The organism is Streptomyces cinereoruber, assembly GCF_009299385.1.
Lineage (GTDB): Bacteria > Actinomycetota > Actinomycetes > Streptomycetales > Streptomycetaceae > Streptomyces > Streptomyces bikiniensis.
Genome location: NZ_CP023693.1, coordinates 6,035,349 through 6,057,346, shown reverse-complemented (window position 1 = coordinate 6,057,346; position 21,998 = coordinate 6,035,349). Strand labels below are relative to the sequence as shown.

Annotated in this window: 21 protein-coding genes; 15 read left to right on the top strand and 6 right to left on the bottom strand. The window is 75.6% G+C overall.

Features of this window, described 5'->3' with window-relative positions; translation table 11 throughout:
• Positions 1–60 precede the first annotated feature (60 nt).
• The 4 genes from CP977_RS27325 to CP977_RS27310 form a co-directional block, all read right to left on the bottom strand.
• Positions 61–447 carry a zinc ribbon domain-containing protein gene (locus CP977_RS27325; RefSeq protein ID WP_152370984.1) on the bottom strand — a complete coding sequence of 129 codons (387 nt, stop codon included), beginning with the start codon at positions 445–447 and terminating at the stop codon, positions 61–63.
• Positions 448–588: 141 nt separating this feature from the next.
• A complete protein-coding gene (locus CP977_RS27320; RefSeq protein WP_062751594.1) occupies positions 589–1,296 on the bottom strand; it encodes a TetR/AcrR family transcriptional regulator in 708 nt (235 codons plus the stop codon).
• Positions 1,297–1,384: 88 nt separating this feature from the next.
• On the bottom strand, positions 1,385–2,146 hold the full coding sequence (locus tag CP977_RS27315; RefSeq protein ID WP_062751595.1) for an SDR family NAD(P)-dependent oxidoreductase: 762 nt from the start codon (positions 2,144–2,146) through the stop codon (positions 1,385–1,387).
• Between the two features lie 171 nt (positions 2,147–2,317).
• Entirely contained in the window at positions 2,318–3,001 is a 684-nt protein-coding gene (locus CP977_RS27310) for a 2-phosphosulfolactate phosphatase (protein WP_152370983.1), read from the bottom strand.
• A 297-nt stretch (positions 3,002–3,298) separates the two neighbouring features.
• On the opposite strand from CP977_RS27310, the gene CP977_RS27305 reads away from it, so the two are divergent.
• Genes CP977_RS27305 through CP977_RS27295 form a run of 3 tightly spaced genes read left to right on the top strand, consistent with a single transcriptional unit; the run spans position 3,299 to position 6,754 of the window.
• A complete protein-coding gene (locus CP977_RS27305) occupies positions 3,299–4,054 on the top strand; it encodes a helix-turn-helix transcriptional regulator (RefSeq protein ID WP_152370982.1) in 756 nt (251 codons plus the stop codon).
• Entirely contained in the window at positions 4,054–4,704 is a 651-nt protein-coding gene (locus CP977_RS27300; protein WP_062751598.1) for a Pvc16 family protein, read from the top strand. The genes CP977_RS27305 and CP977_RS27300 overlap by 1 nt, the downstream gene beginning before the upstream one ends.
• Complete coding sequence (locus tag CP977_RS27295) at positions 4,694–6,754, top strand: ATP-binding protein (protein WP_152370981.1); 2,061 nt, start codon at positions 4,694–4,696, stop codon at positions 6,752–6,754. The genes CP977_RS27300 and CP977_RS27295 overlap by 11 nt, the downstream gene beginning before the upstream one ends.
• A gap of 79 nt (positions 6,755–6,833) precedes the next feature.
• Here the strand turns inward: CP977_RS27295 and CP977_RS27290 are convergent, their stop codons facing one another.
• Positions 6,834–8,462, bottom strand: a complete 1,629-nt coding sequence (locus CP977_RS27290) for a COG1470 family protein (protein ID WP_062751599.1) — start codon at positions 8,460–8,462, stop codon at positions 6,834–6,836.
• A 447-nt stretch (positions 8,463–8,909) separates the two neighbouring features.
• Between CP977_RS27290 and CP977_RS27285 the strand changes: the two genes are divergently transcribed.
• The 4 genes from CP977_RS27285 (at position 8,910) to CP977_RS34215 (ending at position 11,660) form a co-directional block, all read left to right on the top strand.
• On the top strand, positions 8,910–10,520 hold the full coding sequence (locus CP977_RS27285; RefSeq protein ID WP_062751600.1) for a phage tail sheath family protein: 1,611 nt from the start codon (positions 8,910–8,912) through the stop codon (positions 10,518–10,520).
• 125 nt (positions 10,521–10,645) lie between these two features.
• A complete protein-coding gene (locus tag CP977_RS27280) occupies positions 10,646–11,089 on the top strand; it encodes a phage tail protein (RefSeq protein ID WP_062751601.1) in 444 nt (147 codons plus the stop codon).
• Positions 11,089–11,511, top strand: a complete 423-nt coding sequence (locus tag CP977_RS27275) for a hypothetical protein (RefSeq protein WP_062751602.1) — start codon at positions 11,089–11,091, stop codon at positions 11,509–11,511. The genes CP977_RS27280 and CP977_RS27275 overlap by 1 nt, the downstream gene beginning before the upstream one ends.
• The gene (locus tag CP977_RS34215; protein ID WP_167308971.1) at positions 11,508–11,660 is read left to right on the top strand and encodes a DUF6760 family protein; all 153 of its coding nucleotides are present in this window, start codon (positions 11,508–11,510) and stop codon (positions 11,658–11,660) included. The genes CP977_RS27275 and CP977_RS34215 overlap by 4 nt, the downstream gene beginning before the upstream one ends.
• Positions 11,661–12,283: 623 nt before the next feature.
• Here the strand turns inward: CP977_RS34215 and CP977_RS27270 are convergent.
• Positions 12,284–12,472, bottom strand: coding sequence for a hypothetical protein (locus tag CP977_RS27270; RefSeq protein WP_152370980.1), 189 nt, complete (start codon positions 12,470–12,472; stop codon positions 12,284–12,286).
• A gap of 1,731 nt (positions 12,473–14,203) precedes the next feature.
• On the opposite strand from CP977_RS27270, the gene CP977_RS27265 reads away from it, so the two are divergent.
• From CP977_RS27265 to CP977_RS27230, 8 genes are read left to right on the top strand one after another with little or no spacing between them, the layout of a single operon-like run.
• Positions 14,204–14,728 carry an extensin gene (locus CP977_RS27265; RefSeq protein WP_152370979.1) on the top strand — a complete coding sequence of 175 codons (525 nt, stop codon included), beginning with the start codon at positions 14,204–14,206 and terminating at the stop codon, positions 14,726–14,728.
• A 51-nt stretch (positions 14,729–14,779) separates the two neighbouring features.
• Entirely contained in the window at positions 14,780–15,217 is a 438-nt protein-coding gene (locus tag CP977_RS27260) for a phage tail protein (protein ID WP_062751605.1), read from the top strand.
• A gap of 1 nt (position 15,218) precedes the next feature.
• Positions 15,219–15,947, top strand: a complete 729-nt coding sequence (locus tag CP977_RS27255; RefSeq protein ID WP_062751606.1) for a CIS tube protein — start codon at positions 15,219–15,221, stop codon at positions 15,945–15,947.
• A complete protein-coding gene (locus CP977_RS27250; RefSeq protein ID WP_109184321.1) occupies positions 15,944–17,758 on the top strand; it encodes a VgrG-related protein in 1,815 nt (604 codons plus the stop codon). Before CP977_RS27255 ends, CP977_RS27250 begins: the two co-directional genes overlap by 4 nt.
• Before the next feature lie 40 nt (positions 17,759–17,798).
• On the top strand, positions 17,799–18,197 hold the full coding sequence (locus CP977_RS27245; RefSeq protein WP_109184320.1) for a GPW/gp25 family protein: 399 nt from the start codon (positions 17,799–17,801) through the stop codon (positions 18,195–18,197).
• 10 nt (positions 18,198–18,207) lie between these two features.
• Positions 18,208–20,193, top strand: coding sequence for a putative baseplate assembly protein (locus tag CP977_RS27240; protein WP_152370978.1), 1,986 nt, complete (start codon positions 18,208–18,210; stop codon positions 20,191–20,193).
• The gene (locus tag CP977_RS27235) at positions 20,190–20,795 is read left to right on the top strand and encodes a phage tail protein (protein WP_062751610.1); all 606 of its coding nucleotides are present in this window, start codon (positions 20,190–20,192) and stop codon (positions 20,793–20,795) included. The genes CP977_RS27240 and CP977_RS27235 overlap by 4 nt, the downstream gene beginning before the upstream one ends.
• Entirely contained in the window at positions 20,788–21,909 is a 1,122-nt protein-coding gene (locus CP977_RS27230; protein ID WP_152370977.1) for an NADase-type glycan-binding domain-containing protein, read from the top strand. The genes CP977_RS27235 and CP977_RS27230 overlap by 8 nt, the downstream gene beginning before the upstream one ends.
• Positions 21,910–21,998 lie beyond the last annotated feature (89 nt).

Genomic DNA, 21,998 nt, shown 5'->3' with positions numbered 1-21,998 from the left:
TGGGTGGCACTCTGTGCCACCCAACCGCCCCTTTCCCGTGAGGTGGGACGGAGGGCCCGCTCACATCCAGCCGTCGAGCGGGACCTCTTCGCAGAGCCGGACGACGGGGCGGCGGCCGGAGACTCCGACGCCCGAGAAGAGCCTGACCCGGGCCCCGGGGCGCACCGCGTGCGGCGGTCCGTCGACCCGGCAGCGGACCACGAAGCCCTCCGTCATGTGCACCGGCCAGAGGTCGGCGTCGGCCGCGGCGACCCCGCGCCGTACGGAGATCACGCCCTCGCCCCCGCTGAGTTCGGGCGCGAGGTCGGTCGACCCGCAGGTCGGACAGAGCAGTCGCTGGAAGGTGGTGGTGTGGCACCAGCGGCAGCGCTGGAAGTAGAGCTCGGAGTCGGGGGCCGACTCCTCGGCCTGGACGGCGGTCCCGCTCCTCAGTCCCGTGTGGAACACGATGCCTTCTCCTCGCACTCGGCGGCTCGACCGTGCATGGAGCAAAGATATGGCACTGAGTGCCATCAAATAAAGACCTGAGTTCCCTCAATTGGAGATACTGAGATCCCCGGGCGCCGGGCGGCGGCGTCCGGACGCCCCTCAGCCCTCGCCGAGGCTCGACTCCACCTCGCGCACCACGCGCCACATCGGGGTGGACCGCTTGGTGATGACCACCACGACGTCCTCCGTCTCCTCGGCCGGGGCGTCCGGGGCCGGGGCGGAGCTCCAGGTGGCGCGCACGAACTCCAGGGCCTCGTCCACCGCCGCCAGCGGGTCGCCCTCGCCGCCCGAGCGCAGCCAGTGGCGCAGGGCGTGGTTGTGGGCGGCGACCACGGCCGCCGCGACCACGTTGGCGCGCAGGGTGCCGTCCCTGCGGTCGGCCCAGCGGGTGCGCAGGTAGTCGCCGAGGGTCTTCTCGTACCGCCAGACCACCGACAGCTCGTACGTGCGGAGCCCGGCCACCTCACGGGTGAGCCGGTAGCGCTGCACGGAGAAGGTGGGGTTCTCGGCGTACATCCGCATGACGAGCCGGGCGGCGCCGCAGACCCGGACGATCGGGTCGTCGGAGTCGGCGCTCGCCGCGAGGAAGCGGGTCATGTCGTCGAGGCACTGCTCGTGGTCGGGGAAGACCACGTCCTCCTTCGACGGGAAGTACCGGAAGAAGGACCGCCGGCCGACGCCCGCGAGGGTCACGATGTCGTCGACGGTGGTCTGCTCGTAGCCCCGCTCCAGGAAGAGCTGGAAGGCCGCGGCGATGAGGGAGTCCCGCATCGCGGGCTTCGTGGAGTTCGTCGACGCTGTTCCCATGCGTCGAAACTAGCACTGGAGGGACACGTCCGCGGTACTGGGTGCCGGACGAATCCGGCACCCAGTGCTTTTCCGAGGGTACGGAGGGTCAGCGCGCGGTCATCCGGAGCGCGCCGTCCATGCGGATCGTCTCGCCGTTGAGGTAGTCGTGCTCGGCGATCATCGTGACGAGCCGGGCGTACTCCTCCGGGCGGGCGAGGCGCTGCGGGAAGGTGACGCTCGCGGCGAGACCGGCCCGGACGTCCTCGGTGAACCCGGCCATCATCGGGGTGTCCACGATGCCGGGGGCGACGGTGACGACCCGGATGCCGAACTGCGCGAGGTCGCGGGCGGCGGTGACGGTCATGCCGGCGACGCCCGCCTTGGAGGCGGCGTACGCGATCTGGCCGACCTGGCCCTCGAAGGCGGCGATCGAGGCGGTGTTGACGACGAGGCCGCGCTGTCCGTGCGCGTCGGGCTCGTGCCGGGCGATGGACTCGGCGACGAGCCGCATCACGTTGAACGTGCCGATCAGGTTGACGTTCACGACGGCGCGGAACAGGTCGAGGTCGTGCGGCCCCCTGCGGCCCAGGATCCGGGCGGAGGGGGCGATGCCGGCGCAGTTCACGGCGAGCCGCAGCTCGGCCCCGTCGGCGTCGATCTCCGCGAGGGCCGCGCGGACCTGCTCCTCGTCGGTGACGTCGGCGGCGAGCAGCCGGACGCCCTCGGGGAGGTCCCCGGCGGCGGCCACGGCCTTGTCCAGGTCCAGGCCGTAGACGGTGGCGCCCCGGGCGGCGAGCGCGGCGGCGGTGGCGGCACCGAGGCCGGAGGCGGCGCCGGTGACGAGAGCGGCGGAGCCTGCGATGTCCATGGAACTCCTCGTTCGTGTCGTGCGGGGGCGACCCTGCCGCCGGGATGGCCGCCGGATCGGGCGCGTGCCCGCGTCAGGACCGCGCGGTCCGCGCGATCTGCGCCGCCCACCATAGAACCGCGCGCCGCGCCCCCGGAAGCGGAGGCCGGGCCCCCGGCGCCGGGGTGGCGGTCAGTCCGAGGGCACGGCGTACGGGCGGAGGACCATGAACCCGTCCTCCACGGCCGCCGCCATGGCGAAGGAGAACCGGTCGAGTTCGAGGCAGAGCGCCACGTCGTCGGGATGGGCCCCCTCCCGTACGCCCTCCGTCAGCTCGGCGGCGGCCCGCGACCCCGCGGCCCGGTCGAGGAACCCGGCCGAGTCCGTCCCGGTACCGGCGGCCCTCCCCGCGATGTACTGGGCGCACGCCAGGTCCTCCTCGGCGCGCCCGTCCTCGCCGGTGACCACGAACGTGACGTCGTCGCACCCGCGCGCCCGCAGGAGCCGGGCCGTCGCCTCCGCCACCACGAAGCCGGCGCACAGCACCAGCGGCGCGTCCTTGACCGCGAGGGCGCCGACCGTCCCCGCCGTGGTCTTCTGCACGACGGTCCGTCCGCCGAGGTCGGCGGAGCGCAGCAGGCCCGGCGAGTTGACGGCGTCGAACCCGGGCGCGGGCGGGCCGTCCTTGAGCGCCACCCAGTCCGGGTGACGGGCCTTCAGCGCCAGGGCCTCGTCCGGCGAACCGGCGAGCACGATCCGCTCCGCTCCCCGGCCGAAGGCCCAGGCGGCCACGGTGAAGGCGCGCATGACGTCGACCACGACGGCCGTGGAGGGGACTTCGGCCAGCTCGGGAATCCCGAGGAAACGAGCATCCATCCGGCCATGATCACGCATCCCCGGCCTCCGGCACCCGGGCGGTGACGCGCGTCACGCCGACGGTAACGGCCGCGGCGGGAGCGTTAGCGCGACGGCAGCGGGACGTGAGCAGCGCACGGCAGGCTGGTGCCGACCATCGTGGCCGGCCTGCGCCGGCCACGGCCAGCAGACCGCGGGGGACTGCCGTGCGTGCCGTACACCGGCCCGGGGGCACCGGCGCGGCCGCCCCGCCTTCCGTACCGGACGCCCGACCACGCCCGGACGGCCGGGGCGTGCGAGAAGGAGCAGGTAGCGGAAGTGCTCACCAAGCGGGTGACGGTGACCGTCCACGCGTCCGATCCGCTCAGCCGGGCCGGGCTGATCAGCCACTTGCGGCATCAGCCGTCCCTCGACGTCCTGCCGGAGCGGACCGAGGGGGAACGGGCCGGGGAGGAGCGGGGCGACGGAGAACGGGCCGGGAGGGGACGGACCGAGGGGGAGCGGACCGACAGGGAACGGGCCGAGGGGGAGCGGGTCGAGAGGGAACGGGACTCCCCCGCCGTCGCCGTGATGCTCGCCGACCGGATCGACGAGTCCACCACGGCCGAGCTGCGGCGCCTGCTGCGCGGCCGGGACCAGCGGGTCGTCCTCGTCGCGGGCGAGCTGCGCGAACCGGACCTGCTGTCGGTGGTCGAGTACGGGGTACGGGCCATCATCTGGCGCCACCAGGCCACCGAGCAACGCCTGTTGAGCGCCGTGCACAGCGCGGCGCGCGGCGAGGGAGAGCTGCCGCCGGACCTGGTCAGCCGGCTCCTGAACCAGGTGGGCCGGCTCCGTCGGGCGACGGCGGCGGGCGCGACGGCCGGCGGGACGGCGCCGCTCTTCGGGATGGCGCCGCGCGAGGTGGACGTCCTGCGGCTGCTCGCCGAGGGCCTGGACACCCGGCAGATCAGCGAGAGGCTCGCCTACTCCGAACGCACCGTCAAGAACATCCTGCACGCGCTGATGACCCGTCTCCAGCTCACCAACCGGGCGCATGCCGTCGCGTACGCGCTCCGCGAAGGCTACATCTGATGATCCACGAGATCGACGAGGCGCTGCGCCGCCTCCTCGCGCCCGCCGTGACCGGCGACGTCGCCTTCGACGCGCCGACCCGGGACTGGGCGGCCCGCCGCACCGCGCCGACCCTGAACGCCTATCTGTACGACATCCGGGAGGACGTGGAGCGGCGCGAGCGCGGCGCCTTCGCCGAGCGGGACGCGCGGGGGATCGTGACGCGGCACCGCCGGCCGACGCGCTGGTTCCGGCTCTCGTACCTGGTGACGGCCTGGACCGCCCGCCCGGAGGACGAACACCGGCTCCTGTCCGGCGCGTTGGCGCTCCTGCTGCCCCACGAGGTGCTGCCGGAGGACGCGGTGCCGGAGTCGGTGCGCCCGGTCTCCACGACGCTTCCTCTCTCCGTCGCGGTGCCGCCGGCCGAGTCGCGCTCGCTCGCGGACATCTGGTCGGCGCTGGGCGGCGAGCTCAAGCCGTCCCTGGACGTCGTGGTCGTCACGCCGTTCCCGGTCACCCCCGTGTACGAGGCGGCGCCGCCGGTCACCGTGGGCGCGGAGCTCGTCGTGCGCGGGATCGACGGCGTACCGGGCGACTCCAGGCCCCGGATGCTGCGGCGGCCGGCGGCCCCCGCCGTGAGGGGCGAGGACGGTGCCGGCCGTGGGCGCTGACGGTACGGGTACGGGTACGGGTACGGGTACGGGTGACGGTACGGGTACGGGTACGGGCGACGGCGGCGGCGTGCTCGGTCTGATCGCCGCCCTGCGCGCCCGGGTCGCCGCCCTCGTGGAGGCCCGCAGCGCCGGGGACCCCACGGCCGGCGACCCGCTGCGGGGGCTGTACGTCGGCGAGGAGACGGCCCGCCGGACCGCGGTACGGGACGCGGGCGACGCCGTGCGGGGCGCGGACCCCGTCCTGCCGGACATCGGCGGGGCGGGCCGGACGGCCCGGCTCGCGCGGGCCTTCGGCCTCTCCGCGCTCGACGCGCACATCCTCCTCGTGGCGCTCGCGCCGGAGGTGGACCGGGGCTTCGAGACGCTCTACGGCTATCTCAACGACGACGTCGGCCGGCGCCGCGCCACCGTGGCGCTCGCCCTCGACCTGGCCGGCACCGGCCCCTCCGACCCGGCCGGCCGCGACCGCTTCCACCCGGCCGCCCCGCTGCGCGCCGGGGGCCTCCTGGAGGTGGCGGACGAGGACCGGCCGCTGCCGGGGCGGGCGCTGGGCGTGCCGGAGCGGGTGGTGGCCCACCTCCTCGGCGACGACGGGCGCCTCGACGCGGAACTCCTGGGAAGAGGAGTCGAGTTGATGCCGCCGTCGGTGGTCGCTGGTGCTCCCCCGGAGCCCTCCGCGCTCGGGGCGCGGATCGCCGCGGCCGGGCCCGTCGCCGTACACCTGCGGGAGCGCGTGCCCGGAGCCGGGGCCGCGGCGGTGGCCGCCGCGCTGCGGGGCGCCGGACGGCCCGTGCTGCGGTACCGGCCGGAGTCCGTGGACGTGCCTACGGTGCGGGCTCTGCTGCGCGAGGCCCGGCTGCGCGAGGCCGCCGTGGTCGTCGAGCCGCTGCCGCCGGACCCGGGGCCGCTGGTGCGCGCGCTGGTCCCGTCCGACGTGACGGTGGTCCTCGCCGGCACCGACGCGCCCGACCCCCGGTGGGCGACGGGCGCCGTTCTGCTCGCCCTGGACGCGCCGGGCGGGGCGACGGGCGGCGGCGACCTGTGGCGGCGCGAGCTCGGCCCGCTGGAGGACGACTCCGACCTGGACCGGGCCACCGCCGCGTACCGCCTCGGCGAGGACCAGATCCGCCGGGCGGCCCGTACGGCGCGGGCCCTCGCCGCGTTCGAGGGGACCGCTCCGACCCTCGCGCACGTGCGGCACAGCGCCCGGCTGGTCTCCGCGCCGCTGCTCGACAGCCGGGCGCGGCGGGTCCGGCCCGCCGTCGGCTTCGCCGATCTGGTGCTCCCCGAGGAGCCGTTGGGGCTGCTGCGCGAGCTGACCGGGCGGGCCCGCGACCGGGACCGGGTGCTCGGCGAGTGGCGGCTGCGGACCGGCGGCGGGCGCGGGCGCGGCGTCGTCTCGCTCTTCGCGGGCGAGTCGGGCACCGGGAAGACGCTCGGCGCCGAGGTCGTCGCGGGCGAACTGGGCCTGGACCTGTACGTGGTGGACCTGTCGTCACTGGTCGACAAGTACGTCGGGGAGACCGAGAAGAACCTGGAGCGGATCTTCGCCGAGGTGGACCGCACGGACTGCGTGCTGCTCTTCGACGAGGCCGACGCGGTCTTCGGGAAGCGGTCGGAGGTGCGCAGCTCGCACGACCGGTACGCCAACCTGGAGAGCGCGTACCTGCTCCAGCGCCTGGAGGCGTTCGACGGGCTCGCGGTGCTCACCACCAACCTCCGGTCGAACATCGACGAGGCGTTCACGCGCCGGCTCGACCTGGTCGTGGAGTTCCCGTTCCCCGACGCCGCTCAGCGGGTGTCGCTCTGGCGCTCCTGTCTGGCGGACACGCCGAGGGCGGCGGACGTGGACGCGGAGGTCGCGCGCTGCGCGGAGGAGTTCGAGCTGGCGGGCGGGGCGATCCGGTCGGCGGCGGTGACGGCCGGCTATCTGGCGGCGGCCCGCGGTGCGGCGGTGACCGGCGCCGACGTACGGGAGGGGGCGCGGCGCGAGTACCGGAAGGCGGGCCGGCTGGTGCCGGACGCGGGGCTGCCCTGGGCGCCGTGACGCCCGGCGAGCACGCGAGAGGGGGCCACCCGTGCGGGTGGCCCCCTTCCGCGTACCGGAGTCACCGGGGTCGCCGGGTTCACATGACGCTGCCGCCGATCATCTTGCGGAGCGTCGGCCAGTCGACGGTGCCGGACGGTTCGAGGCCGACGGCCGCCTGGTAGTCGCGGATCTTCGTCTCGACCTGGCTGCTGTAGGTGCTGGTCGCGTCCCGGCCCGTACGGAAGTGGTCGATGCCGTACTGGGCGTTGATGCGGGCCCGGGTGAGGTCGGCCTCGCTGTAGTGCCGGTTGTAGGCCGCCCAGAACGCGGCCATCAGCTGGGTGGTCTCCCAGGTGGTGGAGCCGGAGCGCACCTTCTCGGGCGTGATGCCCTGGGCCCACAGGGAGGTGAGCGTGGCCGGGCCTAGGGTGCCCTTGTCGTCCGTCTTGAAGATCTCGGCGGAGTTCTTGCCGTTCTTCTCGCCGTCGTCGACGACGGCCTGCTGGTAGCAGGCGAGGGAGGCGCGGGTCGGCGCGTCGATCACGCCGGGGCTCCAACCCTGCTTGAGGCGGCAGGGGTTGGTGGACCCCAGGTGGGCGAGGCGCTCCTGGGCGAACTCGACGACGAGGTCCTTCGGGGAGCCGGGCACCCAGGGCGGTACGGGCGCGGCGACGGGCGGGGCCGCGGGCTGCCCGTTCCCTCCGCCGTCACCGCCCGAACCGCCGCTCGTACCGCTGCCCGTACCGCCTCCCGAGCCGCCGCCGGCCGGTCCGCCCTCGGTCGGGCCGCCGCCCGAGCCGCCGTCTCCCCCGGCGGGCGGCGGCGTTCCGCCGTCCGCCGGGGGCGGGGCGGCGCCGCCGGGCCCGTCCCCGCCCGGGGTGGGCCCGGCGGCGGAGGGCGGGGGCGCGACGGGGAGCGCGTCCCCGCCGCCCTGCGGGGCGGGCCGGGGCTCGCCCGTCGCCCGGAGGTCCTTGGCCGCGCTGACGATCTTCGGCGAGAAGCCGAACCAGAGCACGCCGAAGGCGATGGCGGCGGTCATCAGGAGTCCGCCCGCCACCACCAGCCAGGTCCCGAAGACGGGGCGCTGGTCGAAGGTGGCGTCGAGGTCGAGGGCGGTGTCGTCGCCGGCCCGCCGGACGGACACGGTGAACCGGTGCGCCTCCTCGGCCCCGGTCCAGCGCACGGCCTGCGGCCGGACCACGAGCTCGCCGAAGGCGGCCCGGCCGGGGGCGATCTGCACGGCGTTCGGCCGCACGTCGAAGGTGAGCCGGTTCGCTTCGTCGCGCACCACGAGGGAGGCGGTCAACGGGGTGTTGCCGAGGTTGTCCACGGCGATGCGGGCCCGTCCGCGCAGCCGCCCGGAGAGCGCGGGCGGCAGCACCTCGGCGCGCGTCTCGGTGAAGGGGGTGACGGTCAGCCGGCCCTCCACCACGTCGCGGGCTCCGCTGTTCTCCCGGGGGTCGACGCGGACGCCGTACGCGACCGGCCCGGCCTCCACGTCCGACGAGCGGGGCGGGGCGAAGGAGATCTCGGCGGTCCCCTCGCTGCCCGGGTAGAGGCGGAGGACGTCGGGCTCCACCCGGGACCAGCCCGCGGGCCTGCCCACCAGCGAGAGCCGGTACTCCTCCACGGTGTCGCCGGTGTTCCGCACGCGCAGGCGCGCGGAGGTCCGGGCCCCTGGCTCGACAGTCGTCTCGGCCGGGTCCAGAGAGGTCCACATGGTCATGGGCGAAGGCTAGGGGCGCGGGGGTGGCGTCCGGTTGCCCGAACGTCCCCGGTCCGGGGCAGGACGGGGTGCCCCGGCGCACTCCGGGGCGGCTCGGCGCGGCCCGAAGCGGCCCGAAGCGGCCTGGGGCCGGTCGTCACCGGAGCCGTACTACCCCGGCCCGTGCCGTCGCATGCGCGGTCGGCGTCCGCCGGTCCGGCGACGGGTCCGGCGGGAGCGGGGTGTCCGTGAGGGCAGCGGCGGCTGCCCCCGCGACCGCCCCTTCCTCCCTGGTCCGGGCGGGGTCGGGACGGCAGGGTCGGAAGCGTACGACCGCTGTCCACGGCCGCGGGGAGGGCGAGCGGACCCGTTCCGCCGGCCCCGCCTCGCCGGAGCCGTTCCGTCCGGACCCGGCCCGTCACGAACCGCCCGCCCGCCTGCCCGTCCGCCCATCCAGGAGTCCCCGCCATGCCCACCTATCTGTCCCCCGGCGTCTACATCGAGGAAGTCGCCGGCGGCTCCCGGCCCATCGAGGGCATCGGGACCTCGGTCGCCGCGTTCGTCGGACTCGCGCCCACCGGGCCGCTCGACGAGCCGGTGCTGGTGACCAACTGGTCCCAGTACGTCGCCGCGTTCGGCGACTTCACGGACGGGTACTACCTCGCCCACTCGGTGTACGGCTTCTTCAACAACGGCGGCAGCGCCGCGTACGTCGTGCGCGTCGGCGGCGGGGACGCGGCGGGCTCCGCGCGGGACGCCGGGACCGGGGCGGGCGCCGGGGCCGACGGGGCCGACGCGCCGCGGGAGCTCGTGGCCGGCGAGGCCGTGGCGCTCGGCTCCTTCCGGGTCGCCGCGCTGACCGCCGGGACCGGGGCGGGCGGGGCGCTCACCGTCGAGGTGCAGGACGTCGAGGGCGAGGCCGAGCGCTTCAAGCTGGTCGTCAAGGACGGCGAGAAGGTGGTCGAGAGCTTCGACGCCTCCGCCAAGAAGAGCGCCCGCAACTACGTGGTGGCGCAGGTCAAGCAGCGTTCCAAGACGATCGTCCTGGAGGAGGCCGCGGCGGGCGGGCAGCTCGCCAGGCCCGACGCGCAGACCGTGACCCTGACCCCGCCCGCCCCCGCACGGGCGCCCGTGCCGGTCGCGGCGCGGACGACGGCCGGTGCCGCCGCGCTGGACTCCGGACGGTTCATCGGCGACTCGGCCGACCGCACCGGCTTCGGCGGCCTGGAGGCGCTCGACGAGGTCAACATGGTCGCGGTGCCGGACCTGATGGCCGCCTACCAGCAGGGGCTCATCGACCTGGAGCAGGTCAAGGCCGTGCAGCTCGGTCTGATCGCGCACTGCGAGCTGATGGGCGACCGGATGGCGATCCTCGACCCGCCGCCCGCCCTGAACGCCCGCGACGTCCGCAAGTGGCGCCAGGAGGTGGCCGGTTACGACTCGCGGTACGCGGCGCTCTACTACCCGTGGATCAAGTCGTTCGACCCGGCGACCGGCCAGGCCCGTACGGTGCCGCCGTCCGGCCACATGGCCGGCGTCTGGGCCCGCAACGACGCCGAGCGCGGCGTCCACAAGGCCCCCGCCAACGAGATCGTGCGCGGCGCGGTCGATCTGGAGCTCCAGATCACGCGCGGCGAGCAGGACCTGCTCAACCCGGTCGGCGTGAACTGCATCCGCGCCTTCCCGGGCCGCGGCATCCGCGTGTGGGGCGCGCGCACCCTCGCGTCCGACCCGGCATGGCGCTACTTGAACGTGCGCCGTTACTTCAACTACCTGGAGGAGTCCATCCTCGTGGGTACGCAGTGGGTCGTCTTCGAGCCCAACGACCACGCGCTGTGGGCCCGCATCCGCCGCAACATCTCCGCGTTCCTCGTCAACGAGTGGCGCCAGGGCGCCCTGTTCGGCCAGCGCGCCGAGGACGCGTTCTACGTGAAGTGCGACGAGGAGACCAACCCGCCGGAGTCGATCGACCTCGGCCGCGTGGTCTGCGAGATCGGCATCGCCCCGGTGAAGCCGGCCGAGTTCGTGGTCTTCCGCCTCGCGCAGTTCCAGGGCGGGGGCGGCGAGCTGGAGGAGTGACCCCCTCCGCACCGCCCTCCCCCTCCGTAAGCCAACCCCCTCTCCCCGGTCCACGGGAGCCCGGCCCGATCCGATCCGATCCGATCCGGCCCGTGGACCCTCCACACGAACAGGAGTGACCCCTCATGTCCCTCGCCGCGGGCGACGCCCTCGCCTCCCACAACTTCGGCCTGCAGATCGACGGAGTGATGGTCGAGACCCTGCAGGAGGTCAGCAGCCTCACGATGGAGCAGGACGTCATCGAGTACCAGCAGGTGTCGGCCGACGGCAAGCCGATCGTCAAGAAGCTCCCCGGCGTGAAGAAGGCCGGCGAGTGCACGGTGACCCGCGGCGCCACGCAGTCCGCCGCCTTCAGCCAGTGGATCGCGTCCTCCATCGCGGGCGACATGGGCGCGGCCCGCAAGAACGCGTCCATCATCTTCATGGACTACCAGCTCAACCCGGTGAAGCGGTACAACCTCCGCAACGCCTGGTGCACCAAGGTGGAGGTGAGCGGGGCCAAGGCCGGTGAGGCCGCGGCCCTGACCGAGCAGGTCACCATCACCTTCGAAGAGCTGACGATCGGCTGATGCGGCGCGAGGGAACGGCGGGGGCGCGGCAGGACCACAGCCCGCACGAACCGCTCCGTACGGAGTTCGCGTTCGAGCTGCCGCGCGGGTTCGTCGACGAGGCGGGCACCGTGCACCGCGACGGGGCGATGCGGCTGGCCACGGCCAGGGACGAGCTGGTCCCGCTGCGGGACGTCCGGGTCCGCGAGAACCCGGCCTATCTGTCCGTGGTGCTGCTCGGCCGGGTCATCACCCGGCTCGGCACGCTCCCGGCGGTCCACGACGGGACGGTGGAGGGGATGTTCGCCTCCGACCTGGCGTTCCTCCAGGACTTCTACCGGCAGATCAACGCGGAGGGCCACACCAGGGCCGCCGTCGCGTGCCCGCACTGCGAGGAGTCCTTCGAGGTCGAGCTGGCCGGGAGCCGCCTGGGGGAATCGTGACGTACCCGGCCGACCGGATCGAGGAGGAGACCGCGTACCTCGCCTTCCACTTCCACTGGGGCATGGACGACATCCTCGATCTGGAACACGCGGACCGGCGCGGGTACGTGGCGCGGGCGGCGTCGCTGGTGGAGCGGTCGCGGGAGTAGGCACAGGAACGGGAAGGGAGGTCGGAGACGGTGGGGATGTTCGAGAGGTGGCGCCCGCGGAAGCGGCGCGGGTCGGAGGCCGCTGTGCCTCGCGGGGCGGAGGCCGCCGTGGAGAACGCGGTGGCGTCCGGTGACGCGTGGCGGTCGCTGCCGCCCGTGCAGCGGGTCGTGGACGCGCCGCGCACCGTCGCGGAGCGCGGCTTCGCCGCGTCCCTCGCGACCCACTGGAACCCCTCCTTCCGGACCGACCTGGGCCACGGCGCCCTCCCGGACGCCCCCGCGGGCGTCCTCCTGGACGCGGTACGCCCCGTCCCCCCGTCGTCCACGGAACTCCCGGGCCTGCGACTGCCGACGACGGGACGGACGGACCCGGCCGGGGCGGAGGAGGTACGCGGGGGCACCGCCGCTTCCGGTACGGGGACGGGTACGGGCGTCATCAGCCGGGCGGCTGCCGCGCCGCAGGGACGGGGCGGGGACGCTGCCCGTACGGGTACGGGCGCGGCCGACCGTGCGGCTGCCGTGCCGCAGGGACGGGTCCGGGACGTTGTCCGTACGAGTACGGACGCCGTCACGGGGACGGCCACTGCCCCAGTAACGGGCCCGGTCGGAGGGTCGCGGGCCGTTCAGCGCGCGGCGGCGGTGCCGGCCGGACGGAACGGGACCGCGTCCGCTCCCGTACGGGACGGGGCCGCCACCGCTCCGGTGCGGGGCGGCGGTTCGGCGCGCGCGGCCGAGGCTTCGGTCCCGGCCCCGCCCGTACGGCGCGCCGTCACGGCCACGGGCGAACCGGCCCGGTCGTCGCGGAAGGCCACGGGCGGGGACGCCCCGGGACCCGTGCGGCGTTCGCCGCTGACCTCCGCCCGGCCGGTACAACCGCCGCGCCGCCTGGCGCCGGTGGGCGCCGCCGCGCCGACGAGCCCGGCACCCGCGCCCACCCCGGGGAACGGGGAAGCCCCCGCAGCCGCCGCCACCGCCGCACCGGAGCCTTCGGGCGCCGAGCGGCCCCAGAACGTCCCGGGTCCCGTTTCCCCCGCGGGACCCGGGGCTCCCGGCGGCACGCCGAGCGCACCGGTCCAGCGTCGTCCCGTCGTACGCCGCACCCGGCGCGCCCCGGGCGCCGGCTGGACCACGACGGCCTCCACGCCTCCGGCGCCCGCCCCCACGCCGGCCGAGGCGCCCCGACCGGCTCCGGCCGTACGGAGGGGCCCGGTGCCGACCAGCACGCCTCCGGAGCCGTCGGCCGCCGACGCTCCCGCGCAGCAGAAGCGGCCGGAGGCTCCGACCGCTCCCCCGCGGCCGGCGCCCGCCGCCGTACCCGTGCCCGGGTCGGCGCGCCCGGCGGTCCAGCGAAGCTCGGCCGCTTCCGTACGCCCGGCGGACCACGAGAACCCGCCCACCACCGCGCCCAAGCCCTCGACCGCTTCCGTACGCCAGACGCCCCAGCCCGCCCGAACGAGCCCGACCGCGCCCCCGGCGACTCCCGCGCCCCCGGCAACCCCGGCATCCCCGAACATCCAGACCTCCGGAACGGCTCCGGCCGCCCGAAACAACCCGGCCACTGCGTCCGCGCCCCCGGCAACCCCGGCGCCCCCGAACATCCAGACCTCCGGAACGGCTCCGGCCGCCCGAAAGAACCCGACCACCGCCGCACCCACGCACCTGGCGACCCCAGCGCCCCCGGCGCCCCCGGCCGTCCAGACCTCCGGGACGGCTCCGGCCACCCTGAAGAACCCGACCACCGCCGCACCCACACCACCGAGCGCCCGACGTAGCCCGATCACCTCCGCGCCTTCGACTCCCCCTGCCGACCGGACGTCCCCGCCCCCCTCGGCCGACCAGACACCCCAGGTGCCCCCAACCGCCCGAAAGGCCCCGGTCACCACGGCCTCCGCCGCCCCCGTACACCTCACGTCCGAAACGGTCGCCGCGCCCCCGGCGTCTCCGACCGTCCAGAAGAGGCCGGCCACCGCAGCCCCGTCGGCCCCGGCCACTCCCGTGCCCTCGCCGGCCCCCGCGCCTCTGTCCCGCCAGGCACCCCGGACGGATCCGTCCGCCTCCGGGCGCCCGACGTCCCCGGCGGGCCCCGCGCCCTCGGTACCTCCGGCGGCCCCGGTCGGCCAGACCCCGGCGGCGCCCCGATCCGTCCCGCCCGTCCAGAAGAGTCGCCCCACCGCCGTTCCCGCGCGCCCGGCCACCCCGCAAGGGCCCGTCCGGGCCGGGCTCGGGGCGCCCGTGCAGCGAGCCGTCGGCAAGGCGCCGGCGGCCCGGACGCACAGCGCGCCCCGGCGCTCCCCGATCGGGGCGCCGATCACCCCTCCGCCCGCCCTTCCGTCCGTACCTCCGGCGATCCCCGCCGCGTCCGAGGCCGCGCCCGTCCAACGGACTCCCGCCCCTGCCCCTGTCCTCGTCCCCACCCCCGACACCACCGCCGATCTCCCGCAACCCACCGCCCCCGTCGTACAGCGCTCCACGACCCAGCCCCCGGTCACCGTCGTCGTCCCCGGCCTCCCCCGGGCCACCGCCTCCCCCGCCCCCGGCCGGACGTGCTTCCGCTGGCCACCGGTCGGGCGCTGGCCCCGAACCTGCCGGGCAACACACACGCGCCCGCCTCCCCCCGTACCCCCGCCGTACAGGCCGCACCCGCCACCTCCCAGCCGGTCGTCCCCCTCGCCGTACCCACCCCCACCACCCCCCGGCCGGTCGTCCCCCTCGCCCCGCCCGCCGTCGCACGCCCGGTCGCCGTGCAGCGGCGAAGCGCCCCCGAGGCGCCGACGCCCCCCGCACCCGCACCCACCCCGGGCCCCGCCCCCGTCCCCGTCCCCGTCCCGCTCCAGCGGACCGCAGTCGCCCTCCCCCGAACCTCGGCCCCGGCTCCCGCCCCCCGGCCTGCAACCGCCCCCGTACAGCAGGCCACCGCCATAGACCCGGCCGCCCCCTCCGGATCCGAATCCCCCGCCCAGCTCGACGAGTTGGCCCGTCGGCTCGTCACTCCCCTCTCCCGGCTCCTGCGCGCCGAGCTGCGTGCCGACCGCGAGCGGGTGGGTCGGCTCCGTGACCACGGGCGCTGACCGGGCGGGCCCGCCCGACCGATCCGAACCCCCTACCCGAGAGACCGCCTCATGCCCACCCAGCCGGACCCCGCGTCCACCGTCTTCTTCAAGCTCACGATCGACGGCCAGGACCTCGGCCTGTTCAACGGCTGCGACGGCCTCGCCTCCGAGGTGGAGGTGGAGCGGCGCCAGGAGGGCGGCAACAACGGCTTCGTGTGGCAGCTCCCGACCCGCGTGACCTTCTCCACGATCCGGCTCACCCGCCCCCTCACCGCCGACACCGCCAAGGTCGCCGCCTGGATCTCGTCCCTGGCCACCGGGATCACCCGCCCGACGGCGCAGATCGCGGCGCTGCGCGCGAACGGTTCGGTCGTCGCCCAGTGGGGGCTCGTGGAGGTGCTGCCGGTCCGCTGGACGGGTCCGACCCTCGACCCGGTCAATCCGGCCGTGGCCACCGAGACGCTGGAGATCGCGCACCACGGCTTCACCGACGCGGGGGGCGCCTGAGATGGCCGGGACCGCGGCCCGAGGCCTCTCCCGCGCCTCGCTCGCCATCCACCAGCCGCCCACCGACCTCGGCGGTGCCATGGGCGGCCGGATCGGCGAGGTGAGGTTCCAGTTCAACCCGGACCAGCTGCGGCTGAGCCGGTCGGCGAACTGGCACACCGAGCCGGCCGTCGCGTACACCCGCGGCGCGCCGCCGAAGTTCACCGGCAGCGAGCCGGCCCGGCTCCAGCTGGAGGTGTTCCTCGACCGGTCCGCCTCCCCGTCCTCGAAGGACGTGCAGCAGCAGGTCGAACTCCTGCTCTCGTGCTGCGAGGTGACCCCGCAGAGCATCGACGCGAAGGCGCCCTCGCCGCCGTGGGTGGAATTCTCCTGGGGGTCGTTCTCGACCGTGCAGTTCGTCGCGTACGTGACCTCGGTGGCGGCGACGTACACCCTGTTCAGCCCCAGCGGCGTGCCGATCCGCGCGACCTGTTCGCTCTCCCTCACCGAGGTCGCCACCGCGACCAAGAAGCAGAACCCGACCTCCGGCGCGCTCTCGGCCCGCCGGGCGCACCGCACGGTCGCCGGGGACTCGCTCGCCTCCCTCGCCTGGCGGGAGTACGGCGACGCGACCCGCTGGCGGGTCATCGCCGAGGCGAACGGCATCGACGACCCGACGCGGCTGCGCCCCGGCACGGAACTGCTGCTCCCGTCCACCACCGACCTGCCGGAGACCCAGGGCGCCCCATGAGCGAGAAGACCTTCACCACCGTCCTCCACGTGCAGCTCGACGGCACGCCGCTGCCGGACCCGCTGGCCGTCCGGCTCACCGAGGGCTGGGTGGACGCCAGCGTCAACGTGCCGTCCGCGTTCCAGCTCACGTTCTCGGACAAGGACGGCACCCTCACCGAGAAGTTCCCGTTCCTCAAGGTCGGGGCGATGGCGGTGCTCTCGCCGTTCACCGACGGGCGGCTCGGCGAGCCGATGCTGACCGGCGAGGTCACGGCCGTCGAGGTGGACGCGGCGCCGGGCCACGGCCGGTACCTGATCCTGCGCGGGTACGACCCCGGCCACCGGCTGCTGCGCAACCGGCGCGTCGAGGGCTATCCGAACATGACGGCCTCCGACATCGTGCGGAAGCTGGCCGGGCTCAACCGCGTCCCGATCGGCCGGGTGGACGCCACGCCGACGGTGTACGAGCTGGCGACCCAGCCGAACATCACGGACTGGGACTTCCTGTCCCGGCTCGCGCGGGAGAACGACGTGCGGCTGTCCCTGGACCCGGCGGGCCGACTGGTGTTCGCCGCGCTGCCGCCGGCGTCCGCCGCGCCCTCCGACACCACGCCGGCCGCGGCCAGCCCGTACGTCCTGGACTTCGGGTCGAACACGCTGCACAGCCGGGTGTCGGTGACGGCCGCCGGGCAGGTCGGGAAGGTCGACGTGCGGGGCTGGGACCCGCGTACCAAGCAGGCCCTGACCTCGCCGACGCCGGCGGTGGCGAGCCGGGACATCGTCTCGGACATCACCCCGGCGCAGCTCGCCGCGCCCTTCGGCGCGGCCGAACTCGCCGCGACGGGGACGCCGTTCACGACCCAGGCGGAGGTGACGCAGGCGGCCGCGGCGCTCGCCGACGACGTCACCGGCTCGTTCGCGGAGGTGGAGGTGGCCGTCACGGGCAATCCGGCGCTGAAGCCGGGGCAGCCGGTGGCGGTGAAGGGCGCGGGCTTCCCCTTCGAAGGGCGGTACACGGCGACCGGGGTCCGTCACGTCTTCGCGTCGGGGCGGCAGTTCACCACCTGGCTGACGGTGTCGGGCCGGCAGTTCCGCTCGCTGTACGGGACGGCCTCGGGCGGCGGGGAGCCGGCGCCGCCCATGCCGGGCGTGGCGGTCGCGCTCGTCACCAACACCAAGGACCCCCTCTCGCTCGGCCGGGTCCGGCTGCGGTTCCCGTGGCTGTCGGCGACGTACGAGAGCGGCTGGTGCCGGGTGGCGCAGCTCGGCGGGCGCGGGGGCGGCGGCCTGGTCCTGCCGGAGGTGGACGACGAGGTGCTGTGCGCCTTCGACCGGGGCTCCCTGGAGCATCCGTACGTCCTGGCGGGGCTGTACAACGGGATCGACCGGCACACCCCGGCCACCGACCGGGTCCCGCCCGTCGATCCGACGAGCGGGCGGGTGCAGTGGCGCGCCCTGACGTCCCGTACGGGCCACACGGTGGAGCTGCGGGAGGAGGGCGGCCGGACGCGCGCCTCGCACGGCATCCGGCTGCGCACCTCGAAGGGGGGCCTGAGCGTCGAGCTGAACGAGGCCCGCACCACCCTGACCATCGACAGCGACGGCACGGTCACCATCACGGGGGCGCGGGGCGTGACGGTCGAGTCGGGCACGGACCTGAAGCTGTCGGCGGTGGGCCGGATCGAGCTGAGCGCGGGGATGGGCGTGGACATCAAGGCGGGGGCGAAGTTCAAGGTGTCGGCACTGACCCAGGCCGTCGTCAACGCGCCGTCGTTCATCACCTCCACCGTCCCGATGCCCAACCCGGTCGTGGCGAACCTGCCGTTCTGACCCCGTGGTCGTCGCGACCCTTTTCCGAGGAGGACGTTCCTTGAGTGAGCACTTCGTCGGCGCAGGCTGGGCCTTCCCCCTGCGCACCGGCCCGAGCGGTTCCATCGCGCTCGTCCGGCGCGACCGCGAGATCGAGGAGTCGATGCGGCTCGTGCTGGCGACGGCGCCGGGCGAGCGGCCGATGCGGCCCGAATTCGGCTGTGCGGTGCACGAGTTGGTGTTCGCGCCGGTCAACGACGCGACGATGGGGCGGATCCGGTACGCGGTGATGTCCTCGCTCGACCGCTGGGAGCCGCGCATCGAGGTGGAGGACGTCACGGTCTCCCCCGCCCCCGAGGAGCCGACCACCCTGCACATCGACGTCCGCTACCGGGTGCGCGGCGCCAACAACCCGCGCAACCTCGTCTTCCCCTTCTACGTCATCCCCTCCGAGGACTGAAAGAGCCGCCATGGCCCTGCCCGCACCCCATCTCGACGACCGGCGCTTCCAGCAGTTCGTCGACGACGCCAAGCGCTACATCCAGCAGGCGTGCCCCGAGTGGACCGACCACAACGTCTCGGACCCGGGGGTCACGCTCGTCGAGGCCGTCGCGCACATGGCGGACCAGCTCGTCTACCGCCTCAACCGGGTCCCGGAGAAGAACCACCTGGCCTTCCTCGACCTGCTCGGGGTGACACTGTTCCCGCCGGCCGCCGCCCGCGCCGACGTCACCTTCCGGCTGTCCGCGCCACAGCCGGAGCCGGTGCTGCTGCCGGCCGGCACGGAGGTGTCGACGGGGCGCACGGAGACGGAGGAGGCGGTGGTCTTCGCGACCACCGACGACCTGACGGTGGTGCCCTGCTCGCTGACGCACCTGCTGCGCCAGGAGGCCGGGGGCACGCCCGAGGACCGCTTCCAGTCGATGCTGGGCGGCGAGGACGTGCCGGCGTTCTCGCCGCTGCCGCGCGTCGGCGACCTGCTGCTCCTGGGCCTGTCGGCGGCCGTGCCGGACTGCGTCCTGGTCCTCGACCTGGACAGTCGGGTGGACGGCGTCGGCGTGGACCCGCGCCGGCCGCCGCTGGTGTGGGAGGCGTGGTCGGCGGCCGAGGGCTGGACGGCGTGCGAGGTGGACGAGGACACGACGGGCGGGCTCAACCGGCCGGGCGAGGTGGTGCTGCACGTGCCGTCCGGGCACGCGCTGTCGCGGCTGGGCGGGCACGAGGCGGGCTGGGTGCGCTGCCGGGTGGTGGAACCGGCCGCGGGGCTGCCGTCGTACAGCGAGTCGCCGACGGTACGGGCGGCGGGGGCGTTCACCATCGGCGGGACGGTCCGCGCGGCGCACGCCGAGACGGTGCGGAACGAACTCCTCGGCGAGTCCGAGGGCGTTCCGGGGCAGCGGGTGCGGCTGGCGCACGCGCCGGTCGTGGACCGGCCGCCGCTGCTGCTGCAGATCGCGGAGCACGCGGACGACGACGAGGCCTCGGAACCGGGGGCGGGCTGGCTGGAGTGGACGGCCGTCCGCGACTTCGCGTCCTCGCGCCCCGGCGACCGGCACTTCACCCTGGACGCGACGACCGGCGAGATCGCCTTCGGCCCGTCCGTGCGCCAACCGGACGGCACGCTAAGGCAGTTCGGGGCCGTACCGCCGAAGGGGGCGGCGATCCGCGCGCTCCGGTACGGCACCGGGGGCGGCCGGGCGGGCAACGTGGCCCGGTCCACGATCAGCGTGCTGCGCAGCTCCATCCCGTACATCGCGCGGGTCGAGAACCGGGAGGCGGCGCGGGGCGGGGTGGACGGGGAGACCGTCGAGGAGGCGAAGGCCCGCGCGCCCATCACGCTGCGGGCGCAGGAGCGGGCCGTGACCGCCCGCGACTACGAGGAGCTGGCCCGGCGGGCGGCGCCTGAGGCCGCGCGGATCGCGTGTCTGGCGGCGGACGCGGCCGAGGCGGGCGAGAACGCGGTCCGGGTCCTGGTGGTGCCGCAGGCGGTGCCGGACCGGGGCGGGCGGCTGCGGTTCGAACAGCTGGTGCCGGGCGGGGAGTTGCTGTCCCGGGTGACCGGCTTCCTGGACGAGCGGCGCCCGCTGGGCACCCGGCTCGCCGTGGGGCCGCCGTTCTACCAGGGGGTGACGGTGGTGGCGACGCTGCACGCGTTCCGCGCGGCGGACGCGGAGCGGGTGCGGGCCGGGGCCCTGGACGTGCTGTACGCGTACCTGGACCCGCTGACGGGCGGGGCGCACGGCGAGGGGTGGGCGTTCGGGCGCCCGCTGCGGGCCGGGGAGGTCTTCGCGGCGCTCCAGCGGGTGCCGGGGGTGGAGCTGGTGGACGAGGTCCTGCTGCACCCGGCGGACCCGCTGACGGGCCGGCGGGGCGACGCGGCGGACCGGATCGAACTGGGCCCGTCGGCGCTGCTGTTCCCGTTCGACCACCGCGTCCGCGTGATCGAGGCGCGATGAGCGGTACGGCCGAGGGGACGGCGCGGGGTACGGTCCCCGGGCTCGCGACCCCGTACCCGCTGGGGGCGGCGCTGCCGGCCGTCTACGCGGAGGACGACTTCGGGCAGCGGTTCGTGTCCGGCCTGGACGTGGTCCTCGCCCCCCTCTTCAACGTCCTGGACTCGCTGGAGGCGTACTTCACGCCCGCCCTGGCGCCCGCCGACTTCGTGGACTACCTGGCGACGTGGGTGGGCGCGGAGCTGGAGGGCACCGAGTCCCTGGCGCTGCGCCGGCGCGCGGTCGCCTCGGCGGTGGCCCTGCACCGGGTGCGGGGCACCCGGCAGGGGCTCGCGGCGGCGGTCCGGCTGGCGTTCGGCGTGCCGCCGGAGATCACGGAGAGCGGCGGGGCGGCCTGGTCCGCCCGCCCGCTCGGCCCGTTCCCGGGGGCGCCGGCGGCCGGACTGCACGTCGCCCTGCGGGTCGCCGACCCGGCCGCCGTGGACCCGCACCGCCTGCACGCGGTGGTGGCGGCGGCCCGCCCCGCACACCTGCCGTTCACGGTCGCGGTGACCCCGTCCCGTACACCCGAACCCCTTGCAGAGGAGCCCGACCCCGATGAGTGACGCCCCCGAGACCCGCCCCTGCCCGGACTGCGCGAGCCCGGTGCGCGCGGCGAACCAGTCGTTCTGCGACGGCTGCGGAGCGTTCCTGCGCTGGGACGCCCCGGCTGTGGCGACGCGCGAGGAGCCGGAGGAGACGACGACACCCCTGCCGGCGGTCCCCCCGGAGCGGGAGACGGAACCGGAGGCCCCGGCCCGGGCCCCGGAGCCGGTACGGGAAGCACCCCGCGCCCCGGAACCCCCGGCGCCCGACCACCCCTCCGCCCCCGCCCCCTCCCCGCACACGGTGGCGCGCTCGCTGCTGGTCCCGGTCCCGGAGGACCGCCCGTCGGAGCCGGCGGTCGCGGCCCCGGTGCTCCCGGCGCGCCCGGAGGCGGCGCGGCCGGCGGTCCGGGCGGCGGAGGCGGCGACCCCGGTCCCGGGCGGGACGCCGTGCCCGGCCTGCTCGCTCGCGAACGCGCCCGGCCGCCACTTCTGCCGCTTCTGCGCGACGCCGATGGTCCCGGAGCGGCTGTCCACGGCCGAGGGCCCGTACGCGGGTCGGCGCCCCGGTCTGGCCCGCGACCGGAGCCGCTGGATCGTCCGGGCGCTGATCGCGGCGGGGGTCGCGGCCGTGGTGGTCGGCGGGGTGCTCGGGGGTCCCCCGGCGGCCCGCGCGGTCCAGGACCACTTCGCGACCCGGGTCCCGGTCCATCCCGTCTCCTGGACGGCGTCCCACTCGGCGCCGAACCAGGAGCCGAAGCTGGCGGGCGACGGCTACTCCAACACCTGGTGGGGCACGGGGTACGCGGGCGACTCGGAGGGCCAGTACCTGGAGGCGGCGTTCGCGGAGCCGACCGACCTGCTGAGCCTCCTGATCACCCCGGGCAGTTCGAAGAACACCACCCAGGCGGACGGCCAGGCGACCCCGCGCACCTTCGACCTGGTGGTCAAGGACGCGTCGGGCGAGATCCGGGTCTCCCACCACCGCATCAACGACGGCGGCACCCAGCGCGTCGACCTCCGCGTCCGCGACGCCCTCTCGGTCCGCCTGGTCCTCCGCACGGCCTGGCGCGCCGATCCGCGCAAGCAGGTGGCCGTCGCGGAGCTGGAGTTCTTCGGCCGGTCGGTCACCTGACCGTCCTCCGGCCCGCCCCCGGCATAGGCCCCTGAAAAGGGCGGGGGCAGGGGTCTCACGCGGACTTTGGCGTTCTCGGGCCCTCCACG